The 23,623-nt window shown below is 39.5% G+C and carries 27 protein-coding genes and 2 tRNA genes; 17 read left to right on the top strand and 12 right to left on the bottom strand.

What is annotated here, in order from left to right; translation table 11 throughout:
- Nucleotides 1–78 precede the first annotated feature (78 nt).
- The 5 genes from THETH_RS04065 to THETH_RS04045 are packed head-to-tail and all read right to left on the bottom strand — an operon-like array spanning nucleotide 79 to nucleotide 5,955.
- On the bottom strand, nucleotides 79–1,341 hold the full coding sequence (locus THETH_RS04065; RefSeq protein ID WP_013932108.1) for an ABC transporter substrate-binding protein: 1,263 nt from the start codon (nucleotides 1,339–1,341) through the stop codon (nucleotides 79–81).
- 38 nt (nucleotides 1,342–1,379) lie between these two features.
- The gene (locus tag THETH_RS04060) at nucleotides 1,380–2,708 is read right to left on the bottom strand and encodes an amidase (RefSeq protein WP_245530578.1); all 1,329 of its coding nucleotides are present in this window, start codon (nucleotides 2,706–2,708) and stop codon (nucleotides 1,380–1,382) included.
- A 1-nt stretch (nucleotide 2,709) separates the two neighbouring features.
- Nucleotides 2,710–3,744, bottom strand: a complete 1,035-nt coding sequence (locus tag THETH_RS04055; RefSeq protein WP_013932106.1) for an L-Ala-D/L-Glu epimerase — start codon at nucleotides 3,742–3,744, stop codon at nucleotides 2,710–2,712.
- Nucleotides 3,745–5,076, bottom strand: coding sequence for a transglutaminase domain-containing protein (locus THETH_RS04050; RefSeq protein ID WP_013932105.1), 1,332 nt, complete (start codon nucleotides 5,074–5,076; stop codon nucleotides 3,745–3,747).
- A 24-nt stretch (nucleotides 5,077–5,100) separates the two neighbouring features.
- On the bottom strand, nucleotides 5,101–5,955 hold the full coding sequence (locus tag THETH_RS04045) for a sugar phosphate isomerase/epimerase family protein (RefSeq protein WP_013932104.1): 855 nt from the start codon (nucleotides 5,953–5,955) through the stop codon (nucleotides 5,101–5,103).
- 280 nt (nucleotides 5,956–6,235) lie between these two features.
- Here THETH_RS04045 and THETH_RS04040 point away from each other — a divergent pair, with 280 nt between their 5' ends.
- The 4 genes from THETH_RS04040 to THETH_RS04025 are packed head-to-tail and all read left to right on the top strand — an operon-like array spanning nucleotide 6,236 to nucleotide 10,712.
- The gene (locus THETH_RS04040) at nucleotides 6,236–7,819 is read left to right on the top strand and encodes an ABC transporter substrate-binding protein (protein WP_013932103.1); all 1,584 of its coding nucleotides are present in this window, start codon (nucleotides 6,236–6,238) and stop codon (nucleotides 7,817–7,819) included.
- On the top strand, nucleotides 7,816–8,754 hold the full coding sequence (locus THETH_RS04035; protein ID WP_013932102.1) for a carbohydrate ABC transporter permease: 939 nt from the start codon (nucleotides 7,816–7,818) through the stop codon (nucleotides 8,752–8,754). The genes THETH_RS04040 and THETH_RS04035 overlap by 4 nt, the downstream gene beginning before the upstream one ends.
- Complete coding sequence (locus THETH_RS04030) at nucleotides 8,754–9,629, top strand: carbohydrate ABC transporter permease (RefSeq protein WP_013932101.1); 876 nt, start codon at nucleotides 8,754–8,756, stop codon at nucleotides 9,627–9,629. Before THETH_RS04035 ends, THETH_RS04030 begins: the two co-directional genes overlap by 1 nt.
- Before the next feature lie 6 nt (nucleotides 9,630–9,635).
- Entirely contained in the window at nucleotides 9,636–10,712 is a 1,077-nt protein-coding gene (locus THETH_RS04025) for an ABC transporter ATP-binding protein (RefSeq protein WP_013932100.1), read from the top strand.
- Nucleotides 10,713–10,728: 16 nt separating this feature from the next.
- Here THETH_RS04025 and THETH_RS04020 read toward each other — a convergent pair whose 3' ends face one another.
- Both THETH_RS04020 and THETH_RS04015 read right to left on the bottom strand, forming a co-directional pair.
- The gene (locus tag THETH_RS04020; protein ID WP_013932099.1) at nucleotides 10,729–11,799 is read right to left on the bottom strand and encodes a DUF362 domain-containing protein; all 1,071 of its coding nucleotides are present in this window, start codon (nucleotides 11,797–11,799) and stop codon (nucleotides 10,729–10,731) included.
- A gap of 64 nt (nucleotides 11,800–11,863) precedes the next feature.
- Nucleotides 11,864–13,015: an exo-beta-N-acetylmuramidase NamZ family protein gene (locus THETH_RS04015; RefSeq protein WP_013932098.1), complete on the bottom strand. Its 1,152-nt coding sequence runs from the start codon at nucleotides 13,013–13,015 to the stop codon at nucleotides 11,864–11,866.
- Nucleotides 13,016–13,200: 185 nt separating this feature from the next.
- Between THETH_RS04015 and ffh the strand changes: the two genes are divergently transcribed.
- The 13 genes from ffh (at nucleotide 13,201) to THETH_RS03950 (ending at nucleotide 21,865) form a co-directional block, all read left to right on the top strand.
- Entirely contained in the window at nucleotides 13,201–14,502 is a 1,302-nt protein-coding gene (gene ffh / locus THETH_RS04010; protein ID WP_013932097.1) for a signal recognition particle protein, read from the top strand.
- Nucleotides 14,503–14,516: 14 nt separating this feature from the next.
- A complete protein-coding gene (gene rpsP / locus THETH_RS04005) occupies nucleotides 14,517–14,798 on the top strand; it encodes a 30S ribosomal protein S16 (RefSeq protein WP_013932096.1) in 282 nt (93 codons plus the stop codon).
- 9 nt (nucleotides 14,799–14,807) lie between these two features.
- Nucleotides 14,808–15,032, top strand: a complete 225-nt coding sequence (locus THETH_RS04000) for a KH domain-containing protein (protein ID WP_013932095.1) — start codon at nucleotides 14,808–14,810, stop codon at nucleotides 15,030–15,032.
- Complete coding sequence (rimM, locus tag THETH_RS03995; protein WP_013932094.1) at nucleotides 15,029–15,532, top strand: ribosome maturation factor RimM; 504 nt, start codon at nucleotides 15,029–15,031, stop codon at nucleotides 15,530–15,532. Before THETH_RS04000 ends, rimM begins: the two co-directional genes overlap by 4 nt.
- On the top strand, nucleotides 15,532–16,269 hold the full coding sequence (gene trmD / locus THETH_RS03990) for a tRNA (guanosine(37)-N1)-methyltransferase TrmD (RefSeq protein ID WP_013932093.1): 738 nt from the start codon (nucleotides 15,532–15,534) through the stop codon (nucleotides 16,267–16,269). Before rimM ends, trmD begins: the two co-directional genes overlap by 1 nt.
- The gene (locus THETH_RS03985) at nucleotides 16,263–16,829 is read left to right on the top strand and encodes an RNA methyltransferase (protein ID WP_013932092.1); all 567 of its coding nucleotides are present in this window, start codon (nucleotides 16,263–16,265) and stop codon (nucleotides 16,827–16,829) included. Before trmD ends, THETH_RS03985 begins: the two co-directional genes overlap by 7 nt.
- A 9-nt stretch (nucleotides 16,830–16,838) precedes the next feature.
- Nucleotides 16,839–17,216, top strand: a complete 378-nt coding sequence (rplS, locus tag THETH_RS03980) for a 50S ribosomal protein L19 (protein ID WP_157723379.1) — start codon at nucleotides 16,839–16,841, stop codon at nucleotides 17,214–17,216.
- Nucleotides 17,191–18,045, top strand: coding sequence for a signal peptidase I (gene lepB, locus THETH_RS03975; RefSeq protein WP_013932090.1), 855 nt, complete (start codon nucleotides 17,191–17,193; stop codon nucleotides 18,043–18,045). Before rplS ends, lepB begins: the two co-directional genes overlap by 26 nt.
- A 56-nt stretch (nucleotides 18,046–18,101) precedes the next feature.
- A complete protein-coding gene (upp, locus tag THETH_RS03970; protein WP_013932089.1) occupies nucleotides 18,102–18,731 on the top strand; it encodes a uracil phosphoribosyltransferase in 630 nt (209 codons plus the stop codon).
- 317 nt (nucleotides 18,732–19,048) lie between these two features.
- A complete protein-coding gene (locus tag THETH_RS03960) occupies nucleotides 19,049–20,341 on the top strand; it encodes a tripartite tricarboxylate transporter permease (RefSeq protein WP_083815660.1) in 1,293 nt (430 codons plus the stop codon).
- A gap of 28 nt (nucleotides 20,342–20,369) precedes the next feature.
- Nucleotides 20,370–20,492: a hypothetical protein gene (locus THETH_RS10975; protein ID WP_281012785.1), complete on the top strand. Its 123-nt coding sequence runs from the start codon at nucleotides 20,370–20,372 to the stop codon at nucleotides 20,490–20,492.
- A 56-nt stretch (nucleotides 20,493–20,548) separates the two neighbouring features.
- Nucleotides 20,549–21,322: a tripartite tricarboxylate transporter substrate binding protein gene (locus tag THETH_RS03955; protein WP_095522076.1), complete on the top strand. Its 774-nt coding sequence runs from the start codon at nucleotides 20,549–20,551 to the stop codon at nucleotides 21,320–21,322.
- A 60-nt stretch (nucleotides 21,323–21,382) separates the two neighbouring features.
- Nucleotides 21,383–21,865 (top strand): tripartite tricarboxylate transporter TctB family protein, encoded by a 483-nt coding sequence (locus tag THETH_RS03950; protein WP_013932087.1) that lies wholly within the window; start codon nucleotides 21,383–21,385, stop codon nucleotides 21,863–21,865.
- A 56-nt stretch (nucleotides 21,866–21,921) separates the two neighbouring features.
- Here the strand turns inward: THETH_RS03950 and THETH_RS03945 are convergent.
- The 5 genes from THETH_RS03945 to flgB all read right to left on the bottom strand — a co-directional run bounded on the left by THETH_RS03945 (nucleotide 21,922) and on the right by flgB (nucleotide 23,299).
- A tRNA-Met gene (locus THETH_RS03945) sits at nucleotides 21,922–21,998 on the bottom strand.
- Between the two features lie 52 nt (nucleotides 21,999–22,050).
- Nucleotides 22,051–22,140 (bottom strand) — tRNA-Leu (locus THETH_RS03940).
- A 73-nt stretch (nucleotides 22,141–22,213) separates the two neighbouring features.
- Nucleotides 22,214–22,501, bottom strand: coding sequence for a flagellar hook-basal body complex protein FliE (gene fliE / locus THETH_RS03935; RefSeq protein WP_013932086.1), 288 nt, complete (start codon nucleotides 22,499–22,501; stop codon nucleotides 22,214–22,216).
- Nucleotides 22,502–22,505: 4 nt separating this feature from the next.
- Nucleotides 22,506–22,919 carry a flagellar basal body rod protein FlgC gene (gene flgC / locus THETH_RS03930; RefSeq protein ID WP_013932085.1) on the bottom strand — a complete coding sequence of 138 codons (414 nt, stop codon included), beginning with the start codon at nucleotides 22,917–22,919 and terminating at the stop codon, nucleotides 22,506–22,508.
- Nucleotides 22,920–22,921: 2 nt separating this feature from the next.
- On the bottom strand, nucleotides 22,922–23,299 hold the full coding sequence (flgB, locus tag THETH_RS03925; protein ID WP_013932084.1) for a flagellar basal body rod protein FlgB: 378 nt from the start codon (nucleotides 23,297–23,299) through the stop codon (nucleotides 22,922–22,924).
- Nucleotides 23,300–23,623: the final 324 nt, after the last annotated feature.

Genomic DNA, 23,623 nt, shown 5'->3' with positions numbered 1-23,623 from the left:
GATACAAGTTCAAGAAAGAAACGAGTAGCAATGTGGGGGATAACATTAGAAAGTACGATAAATTTTTAACCTTCATCCCTACTTGCCAAGCCCCGCCTTCTTCCAGAAGTCAGCCCACATTTTCAGCGCTGCTTCTGGTTTCAGCTTTCCAAGCAAAACTTGCTGCATAGTTGTCTCGTGAGGTTCATTCCACTCACTCCAAGCTTCGTTGTCCAAAGGATACCTTGTAAATTGATACTTTTCTGGATCGTTGAACATAGCAATCCAACCGGCGAATTTTTCACTTTGGAAGTATGGCTCCATTTCGTAAACTCTTTTGTCCACAGGCAAGGCGCCATATTCTTTGCACCAAAGCGCGTTGATCTCCGGCGAATTGAAAAACTCTATGAACTTCCATGCAAGATCTTTGTTTTTGGAATAACTTGTTATACCCCATCCGGCAAATCCAATAGTTGGATAAGCCTTGCCCCCCTTACCTATTGGCAGTGGAGCGGTCTTGTAAGTCCCCTCAACCATAAGTTCATTCAACAACCCCACCGTGTCCGGATCTTGGAAAAGGTATGGAGTAATTCCCGAGACAAAAGCGTTTACTTGCTCATCAAATCCCCAATTGATGGAATCTTTTGGTGCTGTTTTGTAAAGTTCTATATAGAAATTCAAAGCTTCCAATGCTCTCTTGTCTTCAAATATCAACTTTCCATCTTTTTTCAAATACATGCAGTTCGGATCTATATCATCGAAGAAAGAAGTCATAACTATGTCAATGAACGCTGTTGGATATCCTTTCCCACGGAAATCAAATCCATACTGGTTTTTATCTGACCTTGTTAAAATTCTACAATGCTCCAAAAGTTCATCCATCGTTTTTGCAGGTTCAGTTATTCCATATTTTGAAAGTATGTCAGGCCTGTAGAAAAGCGTCTTCACGTATATCGCATTGGGAAGAAGGTAAGCAGTATTTTTGTAGGTTCTTGCGCTCTCCAATACTCCTTCGACCAAATACTTCGTCAGTTCAGACTTAGCCAGATAAGGTTCTAAGGAAAGCAATTTACCCATACTTGCAAGAGCGCTCAACGACCAATCTCCAACTTCAACGATATCCAAAGGTTCTTCAGCGCTTACCATCAAGTAAATCTTTTGATAGGCTGTTTCGTAAGGTGGGGATATGAGTTCTACTTTTACTCCAGGATTTTGTTCCTCAAATTTTTGAATGATCTGTTCAAGTATTTTCGTTCTCAAAGGACTTGTGAAAACTTGAATAACTCTGAGTGTAACTTGTTGTGATAAAACCACAGAGAAGAATAGAATTACCAGCAAAAGAACACTCATTACCCTTTTCATCTTTTCACTTCCCAAATGTAATTTTAAAATGCGATGTATTATTTCACAATACTTTCGATTTTTTGACCAACAAAGAAAAGCAATTCCTCTTCAAACCAGCTTGCAACCAATTGCACACCAGCAGGCAGCCCATCGACAAAACCCACCGGTACCGTTAAAGCTGGAAGTCCAGAAATATTGAACGGAGCGGTGAACCGTGTTAACTTTCTAGCCATTGCAACGGCATTTTCTCCTTCAATGGGTGGAGCTGTGATGGGAGTTGTTGGAAGAAGGATTAAATCGTACTCTTTGAAGAATTCTCTGAAAATGTGCTTTGCCTCAGTTTGTGTTTTTCTTGCAAGAGCATAATCAGTACCGCTGGTGTTTAAACCTTGCATGAGTCTTTCTCTGACATCCGAACCGAACATTTCTGGATTTTTCAAAAGTCTTTCTTTGTGAAACGTAGCTGCTTCCACCTGTGTCATCAAAACATTGGCGGCAGCTAAATCTTTTAGCCAATCCAATTTCTTTTGTTCAACTGAAAAGCCCATTTTCTCAAGAGATTTTGCAATATCCCTCACAAGTTCAAGAATTCTTTGATCAGCTTCTTCTATATACTCTCCAACCGCTACGGCAACACGCAAACGTGAAAGGTTTCTTTTAACCTTATAAACTCTTGTCACAGAGTAAGGATTATTTCTATCATATTTGCGAGTTATTCTGAAAATCAAGTGAGCATCCTCTACGGAGGATGTAATAGGTCCAACGTGATCGAGATGCCAAGCCAAAGGAATTACTCCGCTGGTGCTGACAACACCGTAAGTCGGTTTTAATCCAACTACCCCACATAGCGCAGCTGGTATTCTTATCGATCCACCAGTGTCTGTTCCAAGTGCTGCCAAAGCCATACCTGTCGCAACGGCTACAGCAGAACCGCCAGATGATCCTCCTGATATTTTCGACTTATCGTAAGGATTTCTGCATGGGCCAAAATGCGGATTGTTGTTGGTAACTCCGAGTGCTATTTCGTGAAGGTTTGTCTTTCCAACGATTATCGCACCAGCTTTTCTTAGAAGCTTTACCACAAAGGCATCTTCTTTTGCAATATTTTCCTTGAAAAACAAACTCCCTGCAGTTGTTGGAACACCTTTTACATCGATCAAATCTTTCACAGCTATTGGAATACCCAAAAGTGGTTGCTTTTCAAAATCCGCATTTTTTGCAACCTTTTCTTTTTCCTTTGCCTCTTCAAGAGCCTGTTCTTCCATGCAAGTTATGAAAGCGTTCAAATCTTGGTTTTTGTGGATATTTTCTAGACACAGATTCACCAATTCCACAATCCCAACTTTGCGTTTGCTTATCATTCTAATTGCTTCTGTTATTGTCATATCACTCACCAAGCGATATCTTCGGCCCATTTTGTACAAACTTTCCCCGGAACGTTTCTTCGTTTATCAAAAGATGGCTGTCCAGATCGTGAAATTCAAATGCTCCTGTTCCAAGCGCAAAATGCACACTTTGATTGATACCCAAACTTGATTCCGACATGCAACCTATCATAAGCTTCAAATTTGCTGCTTTTGCTAATTCAACTATCGCCAACGCATCACTTATACCAGATTTCATAAGCTTTATGTTTATGTAATCGACTGCCTCTTCCTTGATAAGTCTCATAACATCGAATTTACTCTTTGCAGATTCATCCGCTGCCACGGGGAACGGAACGTTGAACCTTACGAATTTAAGTCCATCAAAATCTGACCAATAAACCGGTTGCTCATAGACGGCTATATCTATTCCAGATTTGTAAACTTGTTTTGCAAATTCAACAGCTTGCTTTGGTGTATAACCCATGTTCGCATCGACGATGTACATTGCACCTTTTGTTACCTTTGCTATCTCCTGCAAAACCTCTATATCCTCGCGCAGGTTCTCTCCAACCTTTATTTTGATCACCTTAAAACCTTCTTCAAAAATTTGCTTAGCGTCTTTGACACGATTTTCAAAGCTGTCAATTCCAACCGTTTTATCTGTTTCAATTTCTTTTTTGTAGCCACCAAGAAGATGGCTAACTGTTGTACCATAAACCTGGCTAAGACAATCCAAAACGGCAAATTGAAGCGCTGCTTTCAAACTTGGGGTGGATATCAACTTGTCTGTTATTTCAAAGATTTTTCTGTACTGTCTTACATCCAAGCCTATCAACAATTCTTTGACAAAGTTTTCCATTGCCATCAAAGCTTCTGGCTTTTCACCGTTAACTCTAAAGGAAGGAGAAGCTTCGCCATACCCGACTATACCGTCGCTCAGCTTTATCTCAACCTCAACGTTGGTTGCTATGCTTGAAATGCTCCCTGTTATGTGAAATGGTTTTTTATAGGGATAACTTTTCAAAGAAAACTTAATCTCTGAAATTTTAGTCATTCATACCACCTCTTCTTCAAAGGAAATTATTTCAAGCTCAGATTCAAATTCAGCCTTTCCATCTTCAAATTCTGCTTCTCCAACTTGATTGTCGGTAGGATCATCTCTGTGGTACCTTGTGGGAGGATCGAAATCTTTCATAAAATCATCGTTTGCAACCATTCTAAAGGCATCTAGGTTACCAAAGTAAAAGTTTCTCATGTTTTCATCATTTCTTCTTGCTCCTCCAAAAGAAAGATCTGCAGGAAGCCAACCATATGGTTCAACGTAAAACAAAGCCCAATCATGCGGTGAAGCAAAAATTGGATTTGCATACCAACCAGATTGCCATCTTGCCGGTATTCCCTCAATTCTGCACAAAGTTATGAACAAAAGCGCCTGGAAACCACAATCACCCTTTAGATTTTCTGCAACGTATTGGGAAATGTTTTCGTAAGTGGCATAAGGCTTAACGTATGAATAACGAACGTTTTTGGTTATCCAGTCATAAATTAACTTTGCCTTTAAATAAGGATTTTTTTCGCTTTTTACAATTTGATTTGCAAGATATCTCAAATACGGCGTGAAAACGATATGCGGCGGTTCTTCAGCCAAGAATCTTTGAACAGAAGGATCAACCGAACTAGAAACTTTTTCAAGATCAACTTTGTTGACCCATTCTTTTATCTTGTACTCAAACTCAACCCAGTACTCATCCTCCACACCTTCGAAATAAATGGTTCTCTGAGGGCTGTTGTTGGCGGAAACGTAGTAATCCGACTTACTTGCCGAAATTAATCTCACATCTAAAACCTGCAGACCTACTTTTGGAAACGGAAGCCAAACTCTAAGAGATTTTTTCTCGACATTTTTTACCTTTAACATTACCTTTGCCCTTATTCGATAAACCTTTGGATTATCTCCGTTCAAAAGCTGCTTTATCCGCTCATCCAAAATTTTCCTAGCCTCGAGCGTATCTTCATCTTGCTTCATCCTGCTTTTGTATTCGCTCATACTAAAACCAAGGTTTTGAACAAACCTTTTTTCAAATTTTCTCTTGCCGTCCACAAATATGAAATCGAGTTTGCCTTGCTCGATGAGTTGTTCAAATTCTTTGCGGGAAAATCCTTCGATTTGCTCGCTGGCTATTTTGAAAGCTTCTTCCTCGTCGTAAGGATAGGTTTTCAAGATCCTTTCGATCCTTTCCTTTTCATAGGAAAGCCGAGCCTTTTGAAGTTCAGTTGTTCTTTCGTCTGCAAGCCATTGATCGATCAAACATTTAGCAAGGGAAAAATTACCCGATGCTTCAGCACGCAGAATATTTTCCGGAAGCCCACATGTTAAAAAATGCATTTCATCACCCCATAGAGTATTCTATCATCCACAAAAACAATTTTTGCGTATCAAGCGAATACTGTTAGCTATATCTTCTTGAAATCTGTTTAAATCGTTTATCTCTATAACCACGTAACCATCAAAATATTTGTTTATCAACTCGAAAGTAATTTCTAGCGGGAGCACTCCCATTCCCAGAGGAAGATGGAGATCACCTACACCATAAAGATAGGCAAACCAAATCTTTTCACCTATGTCTTTCCAACACAAATTAGCTGGCTTACCAAAATTGTCGTGAAAATGAATTTCTACAGCGTACGGCAACCCCAGCTCCAATTGCTCAATAAACTTTGAGACGTCACCGTTACAATGCAAAAACAAATGACCAACGTCGATGGTGAGTTTGACTTTCTCCTTACCCACATTTTTGCATATGTTTAAAGTCCACTCAATATCATGATCGAGATTTTCAATGCCTATGAAAATGTTTTTATCACCTATAATATCTGCAAGTAGACTTAGCCTTTGAACTTCCAAATCAAATCCTTCAATGCCTGGTTGAGAACCACAATGGTAAACTATGACTTTTGCATCGATTATCTTTGCAAACTCGACCACAGCTGAGGCTATTTCGAAATCCTCTTCTCTATTTATTGCGAAATTTACTGGATCTGGCATATGAATCGTGTATTCGAAAGGGAAATCTCTGATTACCTCTAGTACCTCTTTTAGTTTTGAAAACACTAATTTTCCACCAAAGATGAAATGCAAACCAGCAGGAGGGATCTCAGCTAAATTTATTTCTAAGCTACGTAGAAGTTCTAACTCCTTTCTCAAATTCTTCAACGAACCAGATAATCTAATGGTATCAACATTCAGCCCAACATTTCTCACCATATTAAACTTCCCTCCCTTATCTTTAGTGTATCATTCTTTCTTTCTAATTTTTCTCCTTTAGTCTTTCGATTTTTTCTCTCGAAACCCGTATGGGAAATGGCTTTTATCAATTGTTTACACTAATGACTTTTTGTAGATCATTTTCTATTTCGCTTTGACATTTTTCCATTGACGATAGAGAACCAAATTCATTAACCTTTCGATTTTTGATTTCGAAATGTTGACAAAAAAGAAACGTTAATGTATTATTAGTTAACAAATTTCCAAGGGGGGTGTTTGTATGAAGAAGTTGCTGGTGGTAGTACTTATCCTTGTTGGTACGCTATTGATAAGCGCAAGCATTGAAGAGGGTTTAATTGAAGTTGGAAAAGCTTTGATGAGGAATGGTATAAGCGAGGTTCGTTACAGTGTTTGGAGCTCGGGAGATCCAAATAGCGTTATGAGAGTACTAGGAATAGTGGAAGCTGCAAGAAGGATAAACAGCATTTGGTCAAAGAATGGCATCAACGTAAAAATTACCATCCGCGAAACTAGATACGAACTTGACTTTACGCAAATGTATCAGGAGTTTTTGAGCAAACAACCGCTTGGTACGGCTGGAGATTTCCTTGTGAATTCTTATGTATACATAGCTTCCTTGGCAGAAGAAGGTTACCTCTTAGATATCAGCAAATATGCAACAAAGTACGAAGAGCTCATGTCTGACTTTTACACGACACAAGTGGATGCCGCAAGGTACAAGGGAGGTTTGTATGGATTACCTCAAGACACTGAGGCTCGACCATTTTATATTCGAAAAGACATAGCTGCAAAAATCGGTCTGGATCTAACTGATTTAGACAAGAAAGTCGTTGAAGGTAATTTTACTTGGTTTGATGTTTACAAATGGGCAAAAGAAGCTGTTCAGAAAGGGGCTTCAGAGTGGGGGTTGATCCATAGAAGAGGCACTGCACATCCAGACTTGATGCAGTTCATATTGGCTTTTGGTGGTTCGCTATATGATCCAAAGACGGGCAAATTAGTCCTCGATGTTCCTGCTGTTTACAAATGGTTGACGATTGAATGGGTATTTGCCCGAGAAAACCTTCTGCCAAGTGATATAATGGCTTGGGATTGGGCAAAACAAGTGCATCCTGCCATTGTTGGCGGCAAAACACTATTCGACATCGGTGGAACTTGGTACTGGACAGAATGGCAAACAAAAAGTTATTACACAGATCCAAAAACGGGTCAAGCAAGAGGCCTAACACCTGAAGAAGTTGAAAGCTGGTTCTATTACACATTGTTCCCAGCGGGTGAACCTGGAAAGAAACCAGTTACCTTGAGCCAGCCGTTCATGTGGATGATCAGTTCTAAGGCTGGTTCGCAAAATCCAAAATATACCGCATTAAAGGAAATTTACGACGAACTGGCGTTTTTAATAATTGCAAAAGCTTGTGATCCAGATATCAATGCAATTCATAGCATTATAAGCGCTCACTTGCCAGTTGGTAAAGAACCTGCCAAGTTACTTGCTGACAAAAAGTGGCTAGATGATCTTTACAATTTACGAATCGATTTGGACGAGTCCGTTAAAGCTGTTTTGGCGGATATTGTGAAGGCAACTGTTCATCCAATAAATGCAAGATTTTTAAGTGAGGTTGCTTATATGCTCGATTACACCAACTTTCCACCAATGCATCCCATGTATCCAAAACTTGCAGCAATTTTTGCCGAAGTGGTGGACAACGTTTTGAGAGGCAGGATGCAACCTGATAAAGCTGTGGAATTCATAATAAGCAAAATCAATGCGGATCTCGAACTAAAGCAAAGTGTTTCAATAGTTGGTCAAATTCCAACGGATTGGAGATTCGGCGGGCAATGAGAACCAAAGGATCAAGAGAGCTGTGGACCTTCCTGGTCCCAGCTCTCATAATTTTAGTTGTATTCTATTTCCTGCCAATGATCCTTACAATATACATCAGTTTCACTCCACTGAGAAATTGGAACATCAATAGATACGCGTGGATGATTATCGGCTGGAGAAACTACTATCGTTTGTTCCATGCGATCCAAAATGATCCCTCGGTTAGAGCTGTTTTTCTAACAACAGTTGTTTTTGTGTCAGTTACTTTACTGATCAATGTACTTGGTGGATTGTTGTTGGCTTTGATCAACTTCTTCGTGGAGAAACGTTCAAATGCAATTATCAACACAATCTGGCTTTTGCCAAGAATGGCCCCAATAGCAGTTTACAGTTTGGTCTGGTACTACTTTTTCCATGGTAGTGAGATCGGTACACTTAATTCGATATTTTTGAAGCTTGGATTAATTCAAAAACCCATTTCTTGGGGGCAAGAATACCTTCCATATGGTGCATGGAGTGTAATAATATTTGTAAACGGTCTAGTAGGAGTAAGCTTTGGCATGATTGTGCTTTCGTCGGCAATAAGTAGTATCCCTGCTGAACATGTTATAGCAGCAAGAGTTGATGGAGCAACTGACTGGCAATTGTGTAAACGTATTTTAATTCCACAAATAAGATGGCACATCATGTACGTGGCAACTTGGCAGTTGCTTAGTCTTTTAACCTCTTACGCTCATACTTACCTTCTTGTTTCCTGGAGATTAGTTGATAAATCCTACGGTACACCGTGGGCTTTGTATGTTTATGAATTAGCTTTCACAGGAATTTTTGACCAAGGTTTTGCAGCCGCAGCAGGTGTTCTGTTAGTCATAGTTGGGGCGTTTTTGGGATGGATTACGTTGAAAATCCTTGGTTTTGATAAACTTCTCACCGAACCGAGAGGGGATTTGTGATGGCACAAATGGACGTCGAAACTAAAAGTAAGATTAAAGAGTTTATATATCTTGCCGTACTTTTAGCGCTTTCTTCACCTATTCTTGTTGCTTTTGCACTTTTGGTGATATCAAGTTTTGGTAATCAAATGGCGACTAATTTTGATTTTTCGACTTTTAGATTCACTTTAAAAAACTGGAAACTGCTATTTGAAGGTCGAATCGCCATCACTGGTGGGTTAAGAGAAAATATATGGTTACATGCTCTCAGTACGGCTATAGTAGCAGGGGGGGTAGCCGTTGTAACAACTTTGGTTGGAACATTAACTGGATATGCCATTTCAAGAATAAAATTCAGAGGGCGTAAAATCCTTTTGCTTTCGATGTTGCTCATCCATGCTTTACCTGGATCAGTACTCATAGTTGGGGTTTATTTTCTCTACAGAATACTTATGCCGTCAAACATGATTTTTATTAGATATTTCTCCTTCTTCTACGTGATATTCGCAAGAGCAGCCTTAGAAGTGCCTTTATCTGTTTGGCTTATGAAAGGTTTCTTTGATCTTTTGCCGTGGGAAACCGAATGGTCTGCTTTAATCGATGGAGCTTCAAGATTAAAAGTGTGGAGAAAAATACTCTTACCTTTAATAAAACCAGGTATAGTTGCAGTTTTAATCTTTGGATTTCTCGCAGGATGGCAGGACATAATTTATGTCCGAACTTTTCTGATAGATAAGACTTTGGCAACTTTCATAGAGTCAAATCTGGAAACTGAAATAGCATACATGCCACTACTTGCTGCAGCAGCGACTTTTTATCTTCTACCAACGATTGTTTTCTACATATCGAGTCAACAGCTTTTATTTAAAGTCTACACTGGTGGTATCAGGAGGTGAACTCGTTTGGCAAGAGTTGAAGTGAAAAATGTCACAAAGACTTTCGGAAAAGTTGTTGCACTTTCAAATGTTAGCTTTAGCATAGGGAATGGAGAGTTCGTCGTATTACTTGGCCCCTCTGGAAGCGGTAAAACCACATTGATGTATTTGATAGCCGGTATATATAAACCAACTTCTGGTCAAATTTTCTTCGATGACGTCGATGTTACCAATATACCGCCAAAAGATAGAAACGTTGGCTTGGTGTTTCAAAATTGGGCGCTTTATCCACATATGAAAGTTTATGAAAATATAGCTTTTCCTTTGACGCTTAAAAAAGTTAAACCGCAACAAATAAGAGAAAAGGTTCTTCAAGTTTCACAAATGCTTCAAATAGACCAACTTTTGGATCGCTACCCCTGGCAACTCAGCGGTGGGCAGCAACAACGTGTTGCAATAGCACGTGCTCTTGTTAAAGAACCGAGAATACTTTTGTTTGATGAACCTTTGAGCAACCTTGATGCTTTATTGAGATTGAACGTAAGAGCAGAGATAAAAAAGCTTCAAAAAGATCTCAAAATTACATCGATTTATGTCACACACGATCAAGCTGAGGCTTTAGCCATAGCAGATAGAATAGTTGTTTTGAATAACGGTCGAGTTGTTCAAATTGGAACCCCAGAAGAAGTATACGCAAAACCAAATCATACCTTTGTGGCAAGCTTTCTTGGAAACCCACCTGCAAATTTACTTGAAGCTAAGTTGAACATCGATGATAGGATGATCTACATCGGTGATAGCAAGTTGAATTATGCGTTTGTGGAGTCGTTGACACAGACAGGTCAGAGGGAATTTGTTTTAGCTTTTAGACCGGAACATGCCGTTATCTCCTCGGAATATAAGGAAAATAGTATCCGCTCGACTGTTTACACAGTTGAACCTATGGGACGCGAACAGATTGTGACGCTGCAGACAAACGGGCAAATCTTCAAGGTCGTTACTTCCCTTGAGCAAAAATTGCAGCCCGGGCAAACAGTTTATGTTTTTGTCAGTTCGGACAAAGTGCTGATCTACGACAAGTCATCTGGTCAAAGGTTATTGTGATTAACTACTAACTGCCTCACCGCAAATCGCACGCAACTTTCACAAGCTCGTACTGTCTAGAACCTAGTCCAATCTGCTCGGCATATTCAATCTGAACTTCCCAAGGTGCCTTTGGATGTATTTCTTTGAAAGGATCTTTACCAACAGTTTTTATAACCAAATCTATGCATGCCTGTTCAAGTGCAACTGGATCATAACTTGCCGCAATACCTATGTTTGGCGCCACCGGTTGCTTGTTTGCGTTCCAACAATCGCAGTCTGGTGAGATATCCATCAAAAAAGCGATGAATACAGCTTTTTTATCTTTTAAAACCGCCTTTGTGTATTCAACCATCTTTTTGCACAAAACTTCGTTTGAGCTATCCCACCTTGGCTCCATCGCACCGTAGCTGCACATCGCCACACATTCTCCACAGCCAATGCAAATATCATAGTTTATAACCGCGTACTTTTGTACAGTTATAGCTCCTGTTGGGCAAAATCTTTGGCACATTTTGCAAGCCACGCAATTTTCAACATTCACCTTGGGCTTGGTTTCAGAATGTTGTTCAAGTTTACCAGCTCGTGATGCACTTCCCATTCCGACGTTTTTGATGGTTCCACCAAAACCAGAAGACATATGTCCTTTGAAATGGGCAACGGAGATAAGTACATCTGCCAAAGCTATCGCGGAGCCTATCTTGGCTTTTTTTACATAATTACCGTTTATCTCCACTTCGATCTGATCTGCTCCTCTCAATCCATCGGCAATTATCACAGGGGCTCCGACAACTTCGGGTGTAAAACCGTTCAAAATGGCATTCCAAATGTGATCTACAGCGTTTGAACGTTGACCTTTGTACAAGGTGTTTGCGTCTGTCAAAAAGGGTTTCGCTTCAAATTTTTTTATGTGATCAACCAATATCCTTAAATATTGAGGTTTTACAAAAGCCAAGTTCCCATACTCACCAAAGTGAACTTTTACCGCAACCAAAGTTCCCTTTGACAAGATGTTACCAAGCTCAAGCTGCTCGAGAAGTCTTTGAAATTTCTGAAACATGTTCATGGAAGAGTTAACACTCATATCCGTGAAAAAAACCTTCGCCATACTGTCATCCCCTATCAAGAGTTTTTGACTAAGATTTATTATACAAAAAAGTTCGCTCTCAAAACTAATAGATTCTAAATGGTTGAACTTGCTTTGTGAATTCTGCGGATTGCTTTTCCCAGATTTCAACAAAATCCGAAGATCGTGCGCCTTGCTCTATTGCTTTTCTGTAAAAATCGCTGCCTATCAATCTATCGAAGTAAAACCTTTCCGTTTCCAAATGAACATAACTATCCCACGTAAAGTCTTTTGTGTGAAGTTCCCTTAATTCCGCGATTAGGTCTATCGCTATTTCTAAAGGTTTTATCTTTCTTTTGTCCAACACGAAAAACTCTAACCCGTAGCAAACTTGTCCTTGAAACTTGGAAGCAAATGGGATGAATACTCTTTCTCTAAAGATTACACCATCGTGGGAAAGTTTTTTCATGCTTTTGTATAATTTCTCCGAATCGATCCAAGGCGCACCAATGTATTTGAAAGGATGAACAGTTCCTCTTCCAACGGAAACGTTAACACCCTCCAGCAGGCAAAAACCTTCGTAAAGAATAGTATGTTCCATGGATGGCAGATTTGGAGAAGGGGTATTCCAAAGCAATCCAAGTTCATCATAAAAACGCGTGGGATCATATCCTTCCATGGCAATTACCGTTAAATTTGCGTTGATTTTGAAAGTGTTGTTGATGTACTTTGCCAGTTCTCCGATCGTCAAACCATAACGAATGGGCAGTCCATAACCTCCAACAAAACTTTCAAAATTTTTCTCTATGATAGGACCTTCGATTTTGCTTGAAAGCGGATTGGGCCGATCAAGCACGACAAACTCTATGTTTCTTTTTCCACATTCTTCAAGACAATACGCCATCGTGTATATATAGGTGTAAAATCTCAATCCGACATCTTGGATATCGTATATCAAAACATCGATACCCTCAAGCATTTCATCGTTTGGACGAACTGTTTCTCCATACAACGAGTAAATCGGTACTCCATACTTCGGATGCTTTGAATGAGAAAGTTTTTCCCCATCCGCAGCTGCACCAAATATTCCATGTTCTGGGCTAAAAAGCTTTACAAGTTTGAGCCCTTTCTCAACCAAAAGATCTATGTTTTGTCTAAGATCACTATTAATTCCCGTTGCATTGGTCACAAGACCTAGCCTTGCTTGTTTATAGTTTTTTGCATACTTTTCAAGAAAAACATCCAAACCGAGTTTCATCGTCTCACCCCGCTCAATGGCATTGTGTTACAAATAATTTTACATAGAGCGATGGATTAAGTAAATTCACCTATTTAACTTAAAAATCTTGTAATCTTATCTTGCCAATGTTGTTGCATCCGTGATCGATAGTTAATTGATTTTTTGTTTAAACTATCATACCATTCTTTGAGGAGTGTTTTTAGATGTTTGAGAGACTTCAAGAAAAGTTGTCGAAAATTTTTCGCTCGCTTTCAGGAAGAGGAAAAATAACTGAAAAGAACATCGAAGAGGCTGTAAAACAAGTGAAGATTTCCTTGTTGGAAGCTGATGTCAACTTCAAGGTGGTTAAAGAATTCGTCGAATCAGTTAAAGCCAAAGCTTTGGGTGAAGAAGTCTTAAGAAGTCTCACTCCTGATCAACAATTCATAAAAATCATACGAGATGAGCTTATATCGATCCTGGGTAGACATCCTTCAACACTAAATTTAAAACATCATCCAGCAATAATAATGATCGTTGGACTTCAAGGTAGTGGAAAAACGACAACAGCTGCAAAACTTGCTTTATACTTGAAAAAGAACGGAAGAAATCCTATTCTTGTGGCTGCGGATACGTACAGACCAGCGGCTATCGATCAGCTGGAAAAACTTGGAAAATCCATAAACATCCCTGTTTTTACAGGCGATAGAAAGAATCCTTTAAAAATCGTGGAAGAAGCATTGAGTTTTGCCAAAAATTCTCAATACAACGTAGTGATAATGGACACAGCAGGTAGGCTTCACATAGATGATGAAATGATGGAAGAACTTGAAAAGATAAAGAACATAACTAACCCTGATGAAATTTTGATGGTTGTTGATGCAATGGTGGGACAAGATGCAGTAAACTCTGCCTTAGAATTTGACAAGAGACTTAACCTCACTGGTTTCATAGTCTCAAAAATGGACGGTGATGCAAGAGGAGGAGTAATCCTTTCAATAAGCTATGTTACAGGAAAGCCAGTTAAGTTCATAGGAACGGGTGAAAAAGTCGATGCTCTTGAACCTTTCTATGCGGAAAGAATTGTTAGCAGGATCCTTGGTATGGGAGATGTTCTCACGCTCATTGAAAAAGCAGAAAAAGAGCTCGACAAACAAAAGATGGAGGAAATCGGCAAAAAGATTCTTCATGCAGAATTCACACTCGAAGACTTCAAAGAACAGCTGGCTGAAATGAAAAAGCTCGGACCACTTTCTTCAATACTCGAACTTTTGCCAGGGGCTCCAAAAATTGACCTTGAGGCAAGCGAAGCTTGGCTGAAAAAAGTTGAAGCGATAATAAACTCCATGACTAAAGAGGAAAGGAGAAATCCAAGAATAATAAACGCAAGTCGTAAGCTGAGAATAGCAAAGGGAAGTGGTACAACTGTTCAAGATGTAAACAAACTTTTGAAGTCTTACGAAGAAATGAAGGAACTTATGAAGAGGTTTAAACAAGGAAAACTGAAATTTCCATTCAAGATTTAACGGGAGGTGTCCATGTGGTTAGGATTAGACTTACGAGAATGGGTAAAAAGCATATGCCATTTTACAGGATAGTTGTGGTTGACTCAAGGAAGAAAAGAGACGGTGCGTACATCGAATCACTGGGTTACTACAATCCAATGAAGGAAGTCGACCAAATAAAGGTCGATGTCGATAAAGCAGTGGAATGGATTCTCAAAGGTGCTCAACCCAGCGAAACAGTGGAAAACATCCTTAGAAAAGCAGGCGTCATGGCAAAAGTTCACGAGATTAAGTACGGCAAAAAATCAAAGGAGTAAAGCGCACCTATGAAAGATTTGGTAGAGTACATTCTAAAAGGTATTGTCAAGCATCCTGAAGATGTCGTAGTCGTCGAATTCAACGAAGAAGGCGGAAAAGTTATAGAAATAGTTGTCAACCAAGAAGATATTGGACAAGTCATAGGAAAGGATGGAAGAACGATCAAATCCCTCAAGATTCTCTTGGCATCTCTTGAGGGAAATGGCAATTTCACTTTGAAGGTGGTCAGGTGAAGGATTTCGTCGTGGTTGGAATTATAACGAAAACTCATGGGCTGTTTGGACAAGTGAAAATCGTTCCAACTACCAACATATGGGGATTTTTGTTGAAGTTCAAAAAGCTGAAATTGTACGATGAAGCGCGGGATGAGATGTACGAACTAGATGTTGAAAAAATTACAAAAGGAAGGAAATCCTTGATTGTGAAATTCTCCGGAATATCAGATTCGGAAAATGCATCAAAACTTGTTGGTCTTGAAATAGTCGTTAACGTCTCAGAACTACCAAAGTTAAAGCCAAACGAATTTTACTATTTCGAAGTTTTGGGCATAGATGTGTTCGACGAGGCTGGTAACTTTGTTGGAAAAGTCGAGGACGTGTTTTGGAACGGTTCAAACGAAGTACTTGTCATAAGAAAAGACCAAGAGGAAATGCTGTTTCCAATGATAAGAGATTACGTCATAGAGTTCGAAAGAGGAAAAAGGTTAAAGATCAAAGTTCCGGAGTGGATTTGATGAGAATCATCATAGCAACCATTTTTCCAGACTTTGTCAAAGTTGTCAAAGAATACGGTGTTATATCACAAGCCGTCAAAGACGGAAAACTTGAGATAGAAATACTGAACTTGAGGGACTTCACACAAGACAAGCATAAAACCGTCGATGACTATCCTTACGGCGGAGGACCTGGTATGGTTATGAAACCCGAGCCGTTCTATAGGTTGTACGATTACGTTGTCGAAAAATACGGGAAACCTTTTGTTGTAATGACAAGCCCTCAGGGTGAAAGATTCGACAACAAGATAGCCATGTTTTTATCCAAAAAGGAAAACTTGCTCATTCTATGTGGAAGATATGAAGGCGTGGACGAAAGAGTTATGAAAATAGTTGATCTAGAACTTTCCATAGGAGACTACGTTTTAAGCGGCGGAGAACTTGCGGCAATGGTAATTTGCGATGCGGTAAGTAGGTTTGTGCCAGGAGTAGTTGAGGAGGAATCCTTAAGACAAGATTCGTTTTTCAACAATCTTTTGGATCATCCGCATTACACAAGGCCGGCAATTTTTAGAGAAATGAAAGTTCCAGAAGTTCTTTTAAGCGGAAATCACGAGGAAATAGAATTGTACAGACTCTCTGAAAGTTTAAAGCGGACGGCTATCAAAAGACCCGATTTGTTTCTTAAACATGAATTCACGGAAAAAGACAAACAAGCTCTCATATTGTTGATAAGGGGGTTGGATAAAAAATGTTGAATGACGTTCGTGTAGCTTTGATACATTACCCTATATTAGGCAAAGATGGCAAGATAATTTCAACAGCTGTGACGAACTTAGACATTCATGACATAGCAAGAACAGCTAGAACTTACCATATCAAGAAATATTATGTTGTTACAAACTTAAAAGCCCAACAAAAAGTTGTAGAAACTGTCTTGAAATATTGGAAGGACGAATACGGCAAGAAAAGAAACTTCAGTCGAACACAAGCCCTGGAGTTAGTCGCGGTTAAACCTTACCTTGAGGACGTAATTGAAGAAATCAAAACCGAAACCGGTTACGAGCCTTTGAAATTTTTCACATCAGCAAAACGTCGACCAAACAGCATGTCTTATTCACAAGCAAGGGAGTTGATTAGAAAAACAGAAAGGCCTGTTCTTATACTTTTTGGAACAGGCTGGGGATTACCAAACGAAATTTTGCAAATTTGTGATTACGCACTTGATCCAATTCGTGGTAATTCTGATTACAATCATTTATCTGTACGTGCTGCGGCTGCTATAATTATTGACAGATTGATCGGAGAGGAGGAATGAGCTGTGAGCATGGATAATCTAGTTAGGCTGGTTGAAAAAGATCAGTATCGACAACATCCCGATTTTAGGCCAGGAGACACTGTGAGAGTGCATGTAAAGGTTGTCGAAGGTGGTAAAGAAAGGATACAAGCTTTCGAAGGCATAGTGATAAGCATCCGCGGTTCTGGTCTTGGAAAAACCTTTACCGTCAGAAAGATAGCGAGCGGTGGTATAGGTGTTGAGAGAATCTTTCCATATCATTCACCAGTTATAGAAAAGATCGAAGTTGTCAAAAAATCGACATCAAGGCGTGCCAAGCTTTATTATTTGCGTGATGTCAAAGGTAAAATAAAACTTAAAGAACGAAAAGAAATACCAACCAATGAAGATGAGAAGAAAAACGCTTAAAGAAGAAGCAATTGAATGGTTAAAAGCCTTTTTGTACGCCGTAGTCGCCGCAACAATAATAAGGCTTTTTGTCTTCGAAACCATGCTAGTACCAACTGGATCCATGATACCAACCATAAACATCAACGACAGGTTGTTCATAGAGAAAATCACCTATACTGTTAGAAAACCTGAGACAGGTGATATTGTTGTTTTTTGGTCGCCTTTCGTCGATGAAAGAGCGCAACAGATGCTTCGCTTATTCGACAAATTCATGGATCTATTCGCACCTGCAAGGTTCAAAGGCCACGTAAAATACGTAAAAAGAGTTGTTGGAAAGCCTGGGGATGTAATACAGATAAAAATCGATGATACAGGAAAATACCGGGTTTACGTGAACGGTACAATACCCGAAAGTTTGAAGGACATAGCTTACCTTCCAGATGGGGTATTTCGATACCCTGATCTTTGGAATTGGTTGATTGAGGCAAGCAAGCTAAGACAAAATCAAAGTGCTTACCGAGAGTACCTCCAACAATTGGCTAAACAAGATCCTTTGGCGGCAAATTTGGTTTTCTCCATCGTTGGAGGAATGTATCCTGTTCCACTTGGCATAGTGTTCGACGACGATGTCTACGAAAGTTTGAACCCTCGCGATTTTATCAAACAAACCGATGAAGGAATATCCATAATCGTACCTGAAGGATTTTATTTCATGATGGGAGACAACAGCCCCGAAAGCTTTGACAGCAGATATTTTGGCTTTGTACCAGTAGATCATATAATAGGTAAACCAATATTGCGCATTTGGCCATTTAAAAACTTTGGGCCGATTCAAAAGGGGAGTTGACAAAAACTCCCCTTTTATTTTGCCTTTTTGGAAATTGATACAGGGAGGGTGGCAAAGTGAAAAACTTATTCATAGTCGATCATCCTTTGATAAAGCACAAGCTCACCATAATGAGGAACAAAAATACCGGTCCAAAAGAATTCAGGGAACTTTTAAGAGAAATAACGTTTCTTCTTGCTTATGAGGCGACAAGAAACATAGAAACAATAGAAGTTGAGATTGAAACACCGTTGGAAAAAACAAAAGGTTATGCCATCGAAGACAAGAAAATAGTCGTTGTCCCCATCCTGAGAGCTGGGCTTGGAATGGTGGACAGCATATTGGAATTACTTCCAAACGCTTCTGTGGGACATATAGGAATCTACAGGGATCCTCTGACTTTAAAACCTGTTCAGTACTATTGCAAATTACCGGATTTATCAAACAGTACCGTGACTTTCCTGCTTGATCCGATGCTCGCAACGGGATTTTCGGCTGTGCACGCAATTCGAATTTTAAAAGAAAAAGGTGCGAAGCAGATTGTTTTTGTTTCCTTGATAGCAGCTCCTGAAGGCGTTTTAGAGGTAGAAAAGAATTTTCCAGACGTGAAAATCTACACAGCCTCTTTGGACAGACAGTTGAACGATCATGGATACATCTTACCTGGTTTGGGTGACGCTGGCGATAGGCTTTATAGGACTAAGTGATACATAGAATAATTTATGATTTTTTTACAACCATAAAATTTTCTTTTGCGAGATTTTTTTCTTCAAGCTGCTCTTGAGTAATTGTATGAGTTTTAAGCATACCTTTTTGGATTTTTTCCTGAGATGTAAATAAACAAAGTTTGAATAATTAGATAAAACGTGAGATTACTAAAAAGATCACGAAAAATTGCGAACTTGAATATTTTTTTGGAAAAACAAGACATTTTTCCAAATAGTTGTTTGCAAATCTCATTTTTTCAACTTTACATTTGCAAAAAAATTTTATATAAAATGATAAGCACCATAACTGTGGTTTTATATCCGCGGCTTTGATAAACATTCCTGGTACCCCCTCGTCTATAGCGACAACTTTTGATGCCTACCCGATGTCAAAGAGAGGAGAATCAGCCAAAGCACTTGGCTTAGGGTTGATGTCATCGTTCCTTGGCGGTTTTATCGCCATCTTCTTGATGATAGTTGCAACTTATGCCATAGCTCAATTCGCTTTAAAATTCGGGCCTTATGAGTATTTTGCACTTGGCGTTTTAGCATTTGCTGGTTGTATGAGCATCATCGAAGGAGGATTTATAAAAAATGCTATCAGCTTGATTGTAGGGTTTATGCTATCAATGATAGGAATGGATATAACTGGAGTAAGAAGGCTCACCTTTGGAATACGCGGTCTTGCTGCTGGTATAGATATCTTACCTTTACTCATAGGACTGTTTGGCATTTCTGAAATAATGATTGCAATAGAAAAAAGAACCCAGAACATTGTCCCACTAGAGGCAAGAAAAGCTGGTATGGGTTTAAAAGCTGTTTCCTGGGCCTTGAAGGAAATTCTTAGGCAACCTGCGAATTTCATAAGATCGATGATAGTTGGTTTTGTCACAGGAGTCTTTCCAGGAGTTGGGGGAGCTACCTCAAGCGTACTCGCATATGGGCTTGCAAAATCAAGCTCTAAACACCCAGAGAAGTTTGGAACAGGCATACCTGATGGAATAATTGCATCCGAGGTTGCCAACAACGCAACAATTCCAGGGGCGTTAGTGCCATTGCTTTCCCTTGGCATACCAGGCGATTCTGTCACAGCGATGATGATAGGTGGATTCATGATTCATGGACTTTTTCCTGGGCCGCTTTTGTTCAGAGATAGCCCTCAATATGCGTATACAGTTTTCGCAGCACAGTTGGTCGGGATAATCGTAATGGTTATCATAGGAATATTATTGATGAAATTTTTGATCTACAGTTTAAGCATAAAATCTTATTACCTTTTTCCAGCGATCGCCGCTTGTATGGCAATAGGTGCGTACGGCTTGTACAACAGAATATTTGACATCTGGATTGTCTTTATTTTTGGATTGATAGGTTATGTTTTAAGGAAGATAGAATTTCCTCTTGTACCATTGATAACTGCTTTCATACTTGGACCAATTGTGGAGAAGAATTTTAGACAAGGTTTAGCTATGTACGATGGCAGTTTGAAACCACTGTTTACAAGGCCAATATCCTTAAGCTTGCTCATTGGGGCGGCAATCTTGTTTGCACTTGGTTGGTATATCAATGTGAAAGCGGCAAGAACTGCCAAGAAGTTAGCAGGTTCATAAATTTAGCGAGATTGCAGGAGGTGAAAGTATGTTAAAGAAAGTGTTTTTAACAAGTTTAACTCTGTTTATGCTGTTCTCCGTTGTACTACTTGCTGAGCAGTACCCCTCTGGTCCTGTTACAGTTATTGTTCCATATGCGCAGGTGGAATAAGCGATATTACAGCAAGGATCATCTCTGAATATTGGAAACAGTACACAGGGCAGGATATGGTTGTTGTAAACATGGTTGGTGTTGAAGGAGCAGTTGCAGCAGATTATGTTTTTAAGTCCAAACCAGATGGGTCGATCGTATTTTGGTATCACGAAGCAATGCTTGGTAACTATTACACGGATGTATCACCTCTCAACTGGTACGATTTCACACCGGCATGCATGGTTATAGTCTCGCCAAGAGTAACTCTCACTAGAGCAAATATGCCTTGGAAAAATTTGAAAGAAGCTTTAAAGGATGCCAAAGCTAATCCAAAGAAATACGCCATAGGATTTGGTACAGGTGGCGTTGCTTACTTTGAATATGCTGGTATTGAAGCAATCGTTCCAGGAGCTTTGAGGGCTGTTCCTTACGAGGGAGGAGATACTCCAAGGATAACAGCCTTGCTTGGTGGTCACATAGACCTTGCCATGGTTGGATTGCCCAGTGCCATACCTTATCTTAAATCTGGTGAATTAAAAGCTTTGGCAGTTCATGACACAGAAAGAATCAAACTATTACCAGACGTTCCAACAACTGTAGAATTGGGTTATAAGGACTATATCTTCAGGCTATCGAACACTTTCTTCTTCCCACCAAAAACCCCGAAATCAATAGTCGACCAATTCAATAGCATCATTGAAAAAATCGCGAATAATCCTGAGTTCCAAAAGAGAATGGAAGAAATGAACATAATTGTTGATTTTAGAACTGGCGCAGCTCTTGAAGAGTATTGGAAAGCTGCTGATGAAAACTACAGAAAACTCTCTGGAAAAGGAAAAAATAGTTAACACATTTTCCCCTGGCGTGTCAGCGCTGGCACGCCAGGTTTCGAAAGGAGTCATAGGATAATGAGATCAATGAAAGAATTCTTCGCATCAATTGGCTTTCTAATTACAGGTATTGCATTTCTTAGAGAATCCTACAGGATCAGGATTTTAAAATTTGGAACACTTCTTCCTGGGGATGTTTTTCCAAAAATTTTCTCTGTTGCTTTGATCTGTTTATCGATTCTTTGGCTTGCCGTATCATTTACCAAAATGCTCAAAGAGATTAAACAAGAAAGGAAAGTTACAAATATTGATTTGAAAGCACTGTTGAGAGTCATTACTTATATCGTATGTTCCATTGTGTATGTTATCCTCATGGATTATTTTGGATTCATTCTGGCGACGATTTTTCTCTCTATGGTTACCTACTTGCTTTTGAAGCCAGATTTTCGAAAAATCGACCTTTTCTTCAGTGCAGCTTATTCGGTGGCAACAACTTTTGGAATATGGTATGTTTTCGAAAAGGTCTTAAAACTTGTATTGCCGGCCGGTAGATTGTTTTGATTCAGCGTTTAATCAAAAAAAAAATAAACCGGGGCATCAACAGCCCCGGTTTTTTCTGGTAGCGGGGGCAGGATTTGAACCTGCGACCTTTGGGTTATGAGCCCAACGAGCTGCCTGGCTGCTCCACCCCGCACCGAATATATTTTTCAATCGAAATACCATTCAATCGAGGATTTCTTTCACTTTGGTGCCGGGGATCGGAGTCGAACCGACACGGAGGACTCTCCTCCAGCGGATTTTAAGTCCGCAGCGTCTGCCAATTCCGCCACCCCGGCCAACCATCTGTAATTTTACCATGACAACGTTTGATTGTCAACTAAACGGCTGGCAAAGTCAAACAAATCAAGCTTACAATTGCATTCTCATGATTTCCCTATAAGCTTCGACTATTTTGTTTCTGACTTCATTCGTCAACCTCAAAGCTATTGTGGCTTTTTCAGCTTCTATTATAACTTCATGAATGTTACTTATCCTTCCAAGCGCAAAGTCAGTCGCAAGTTTTTCTGCATTCTTCTGCATTTGGTTGACTTTTTCTATGGCATCCTTCAATATAGAGGAAAAATCTGAACTAGACTTGTTAACCCTTGGCTTATCGAGATTAGAGCCACCTGTAAAACCCGATATTTTATCTATCATTCAATCATCCCCTTCCTATTTGCAAAGCGCTGTTTATCATCGCTTTCGTCGTATTGAACGCGGCAACATTGGCTTCATATGATCTTTGGGCGTTTATCAGATCTATCATTTCTCTTAGAACATTGACGTTTGGCAATCTCACATAACCATTTTCGTCTGCATCTGGATGACTTGGATCATAAACAAGCCTAAACGGCGAAGGATCCTCTTCTATTCTTACCACTTTCACACCACTGCTTTTTGCTGGACCAAACTTGAGAATATATTCTGAAAATATTGGTACTCTTCTTCTGTATGGACCTCCTCTGTCGGTTCTGGTTGTCTCAGAATTTGCAATGTTGCTTGAAATGATATCCAACCGAAGCCGTTGCGCAGTCATACCAGACGCGCTGACTTTCATCGTTAAAAACTCATACATGATTATACACCTCGTAAGACTATGTTGTAATATTCAAAGTTTTTGCTCACCAATCTTGAAAGAATCTCGTATTTCAAACCGTTCATTGTCATTTGAGCTATTTCAAAATCGATGTCAACCCCTGTTTCATCGTTTCGATAATAAACATCCTTTTCAGTGAAGATCTTCGGACCAAATGACCTTTGCGATGAGGACATATGCTTTTCGTGTGTTCTTACTAATGAAAGCCTCATCTCTGACTTAAGCAGCTCCTCAAAAGCAACGTATTTTCTCTTATATCCAGGCGTTTCAGCGTTTGCTATATTTTGCGCGTGAACATTTTGCCTTAAGACGCAAACATCCATGGTTGATTTGAGAACATCAATTGTATTTGAGAACAACTTTCCTAACCTCCCTTTATAAATTTCTGTGGTTAACACCCCAAATCCTAATAACCTTTTAATCAATTTGGACTGCAGTTATATTCCTCTTTTTTTATTTATTTCCTTCTTCCTTCACAAAGATTTTGTGGCACAACAAAAACGACCAACAAAGTCGTTGGTCTTTTTGGACTGCAGTCCATTATAAAGTATACGGAAAGTAAAAATTAAACACTGAGCTTTTTCAAGCTTTAATTCGATGATTTTGAAAAATATTTGAATTTTTTGAACCATCGATGAGCAAAATTGATTTTGAGGAGAAACAATTTGTTATTCATGGAATAT

The organism is Pseudothermotoga thermarum DSM 5069, assembly GCF_000217815.1.
Classification (GTDB): Bacteria; Thermotogota; Thermotogae; order Thermotogales; family DSM-5069; genus Pseudothermotoga; species Pseudothermotoga thermarum.
This window is presented reverse-complemented; position numbering and strand designations above follow the sequence as displayed.

Excerpts from the sequence above, each read along its gene's own strand:
- THETH_RS04065 (WP_013932108.1), bottom strand. The coding sequence starts at position 1,341 with ATGAAAAGGGTAATGAGTGTTCTTTTGCTGGTAATTCTATTCTTCTCT.
- THETH_RS04060 (WP_245530578.1), bottom strand. The coding sequence starts at position 2,708 with ATGACAATAACAGAAGCAATTAGAATGATAAGCAAACGCAAAGTTGGG.
- THETH_RS04055 (WP_013932106.1), bottom strand. The coding sequence starts at position 3,744 with ATGACTAAAATTTCAGAGATTAAGTTTTCTTTGAAAAGTTATCCCTAT.
- THETH_RS04050 (WP_013932105.1), bottom strand. The coding sequence starts at position 5,076 with ATGCATTTTTTAACATGTGGGCTTCCGGAAAATATTCTGCGTGCTGAA.
- THETH_RS04045 (WP_013932104.1), bottom strand. The coding sequence starts at position 5,955 with ATGGTGAGAAATGTTGGGCTGAATGTTGATACCATTAGATTATCTGGT.
- THETH_RS04040 (WP_013932103.1), top strand. The coding sequence starts at position 6,236 with ATGAAGAAGTTGCTGGTGGTAGTACTTATCCTTGTTGGTACGCTATTG.
- THETH_RS04035 (WP_013932102.1), top strand. The coding sequence starts at position 7,816 with ATGAGAACCAAAGGATCAAGAGAGCTGTGGACCTTCCTGGTCCCAGCT.
- THETH_RS04030 (WP_013932101.1), top strand. The coding sequence starts at position 8,754 with ATGGCACAAATGGACGTCGAAACTAAAAGTAAGATTAAAGAGTTTATA.
- THETH_RS04020 (WP_013932099.1), bottom strand. The coding sequence starts at position 11,799 with ATGGCGAAGGTTTTTTTCACGGATATGAGTGTTAACTCTTCCATGAAC.
- THETH_RS04015 (WP_013932098.1), bottom strand. The coding sequence starts at position 13,015 with ATGAAACTCGGTTTGGATGTTTTTCTTGAAAAGTATGCAAAAAACTAT.
- ffh (WP_013932097.1), top strand. The coding sequence starts at position 13,201 with ATGTTTGAGAGACTTCAAGAAAAGTTGTCGAAAATTTTTCGCTCGCTT.
- THETH_RS04000 (WP_013932095.1), top strand. The coding sequence starts at position 14,808 with ATGAAAGATTTGGTAGAGTACATTCTAAAAGGTATTGTCAAGCATCCT.
- trmD (WP_013932093.1), top strand. The coding sequence starts at position 15,532 with ATGAGAATCATCATAGCAACCATTTTTCCAGACTTTGTCAAAGTTGTC.
- THETH_RS03985 (WP_013932092.1), top strand. The coding sequence starts at position 16,263 with ATGTTGAATGACGTTCGTGTAGCTTTGATACATTACCCTATATTAGGC.
- rplS (WP_157723379.1), top strand. The coding sequence starts at position 16,839 with ATGGATAATCTAGTTAGGCTGGTTGAAAAAGATCAGTATCGACAACAT.
- lepB (WP_013932090.1), top strand. The coding sequence starts at position 17,191 with ATGAAGATGAGAAGAAAAACGCTTAAAGAAGAAGCAATTGAATGGTTA.
- THETH_RS10975 (WP_281012785.1), top strand. The coding sequence starts at position 20,370 with ATGTTAAAGAAAGTGTTTTTAACAAGTTTAACTCTGTTTATGCTGTTC.
- THETH_RS03955 (WP_095522076.1), top strand. The coding sequence starts at position 20,549 with ATGGTTGTTGTAAACATGGTTGGTGTTGAAGGAGCAGTTGCAGCAGAT.
- THETH_RS03950 (WP_013932087.1), top strand. The coding sequence starts at position 21,383 with ATGAGATCAATGAAAGAATTCTTCGCATCAATTGGCTTTCTAATTACA.
- fliE (WP_013932086.1), bottom strand. The coding sequence starts at position 22,501 with ATGATAGATAAAATATCGGGTTTTACAGGTGGCTCTAATCTCGATAAG.
- flgC (WP_013932085.1), bottom strand. The coding sequence starts at position 22,919 with ATGTATGAGTTTTTAACGATGAAAGTCAGCGCGTCTGGTATGACTGCG.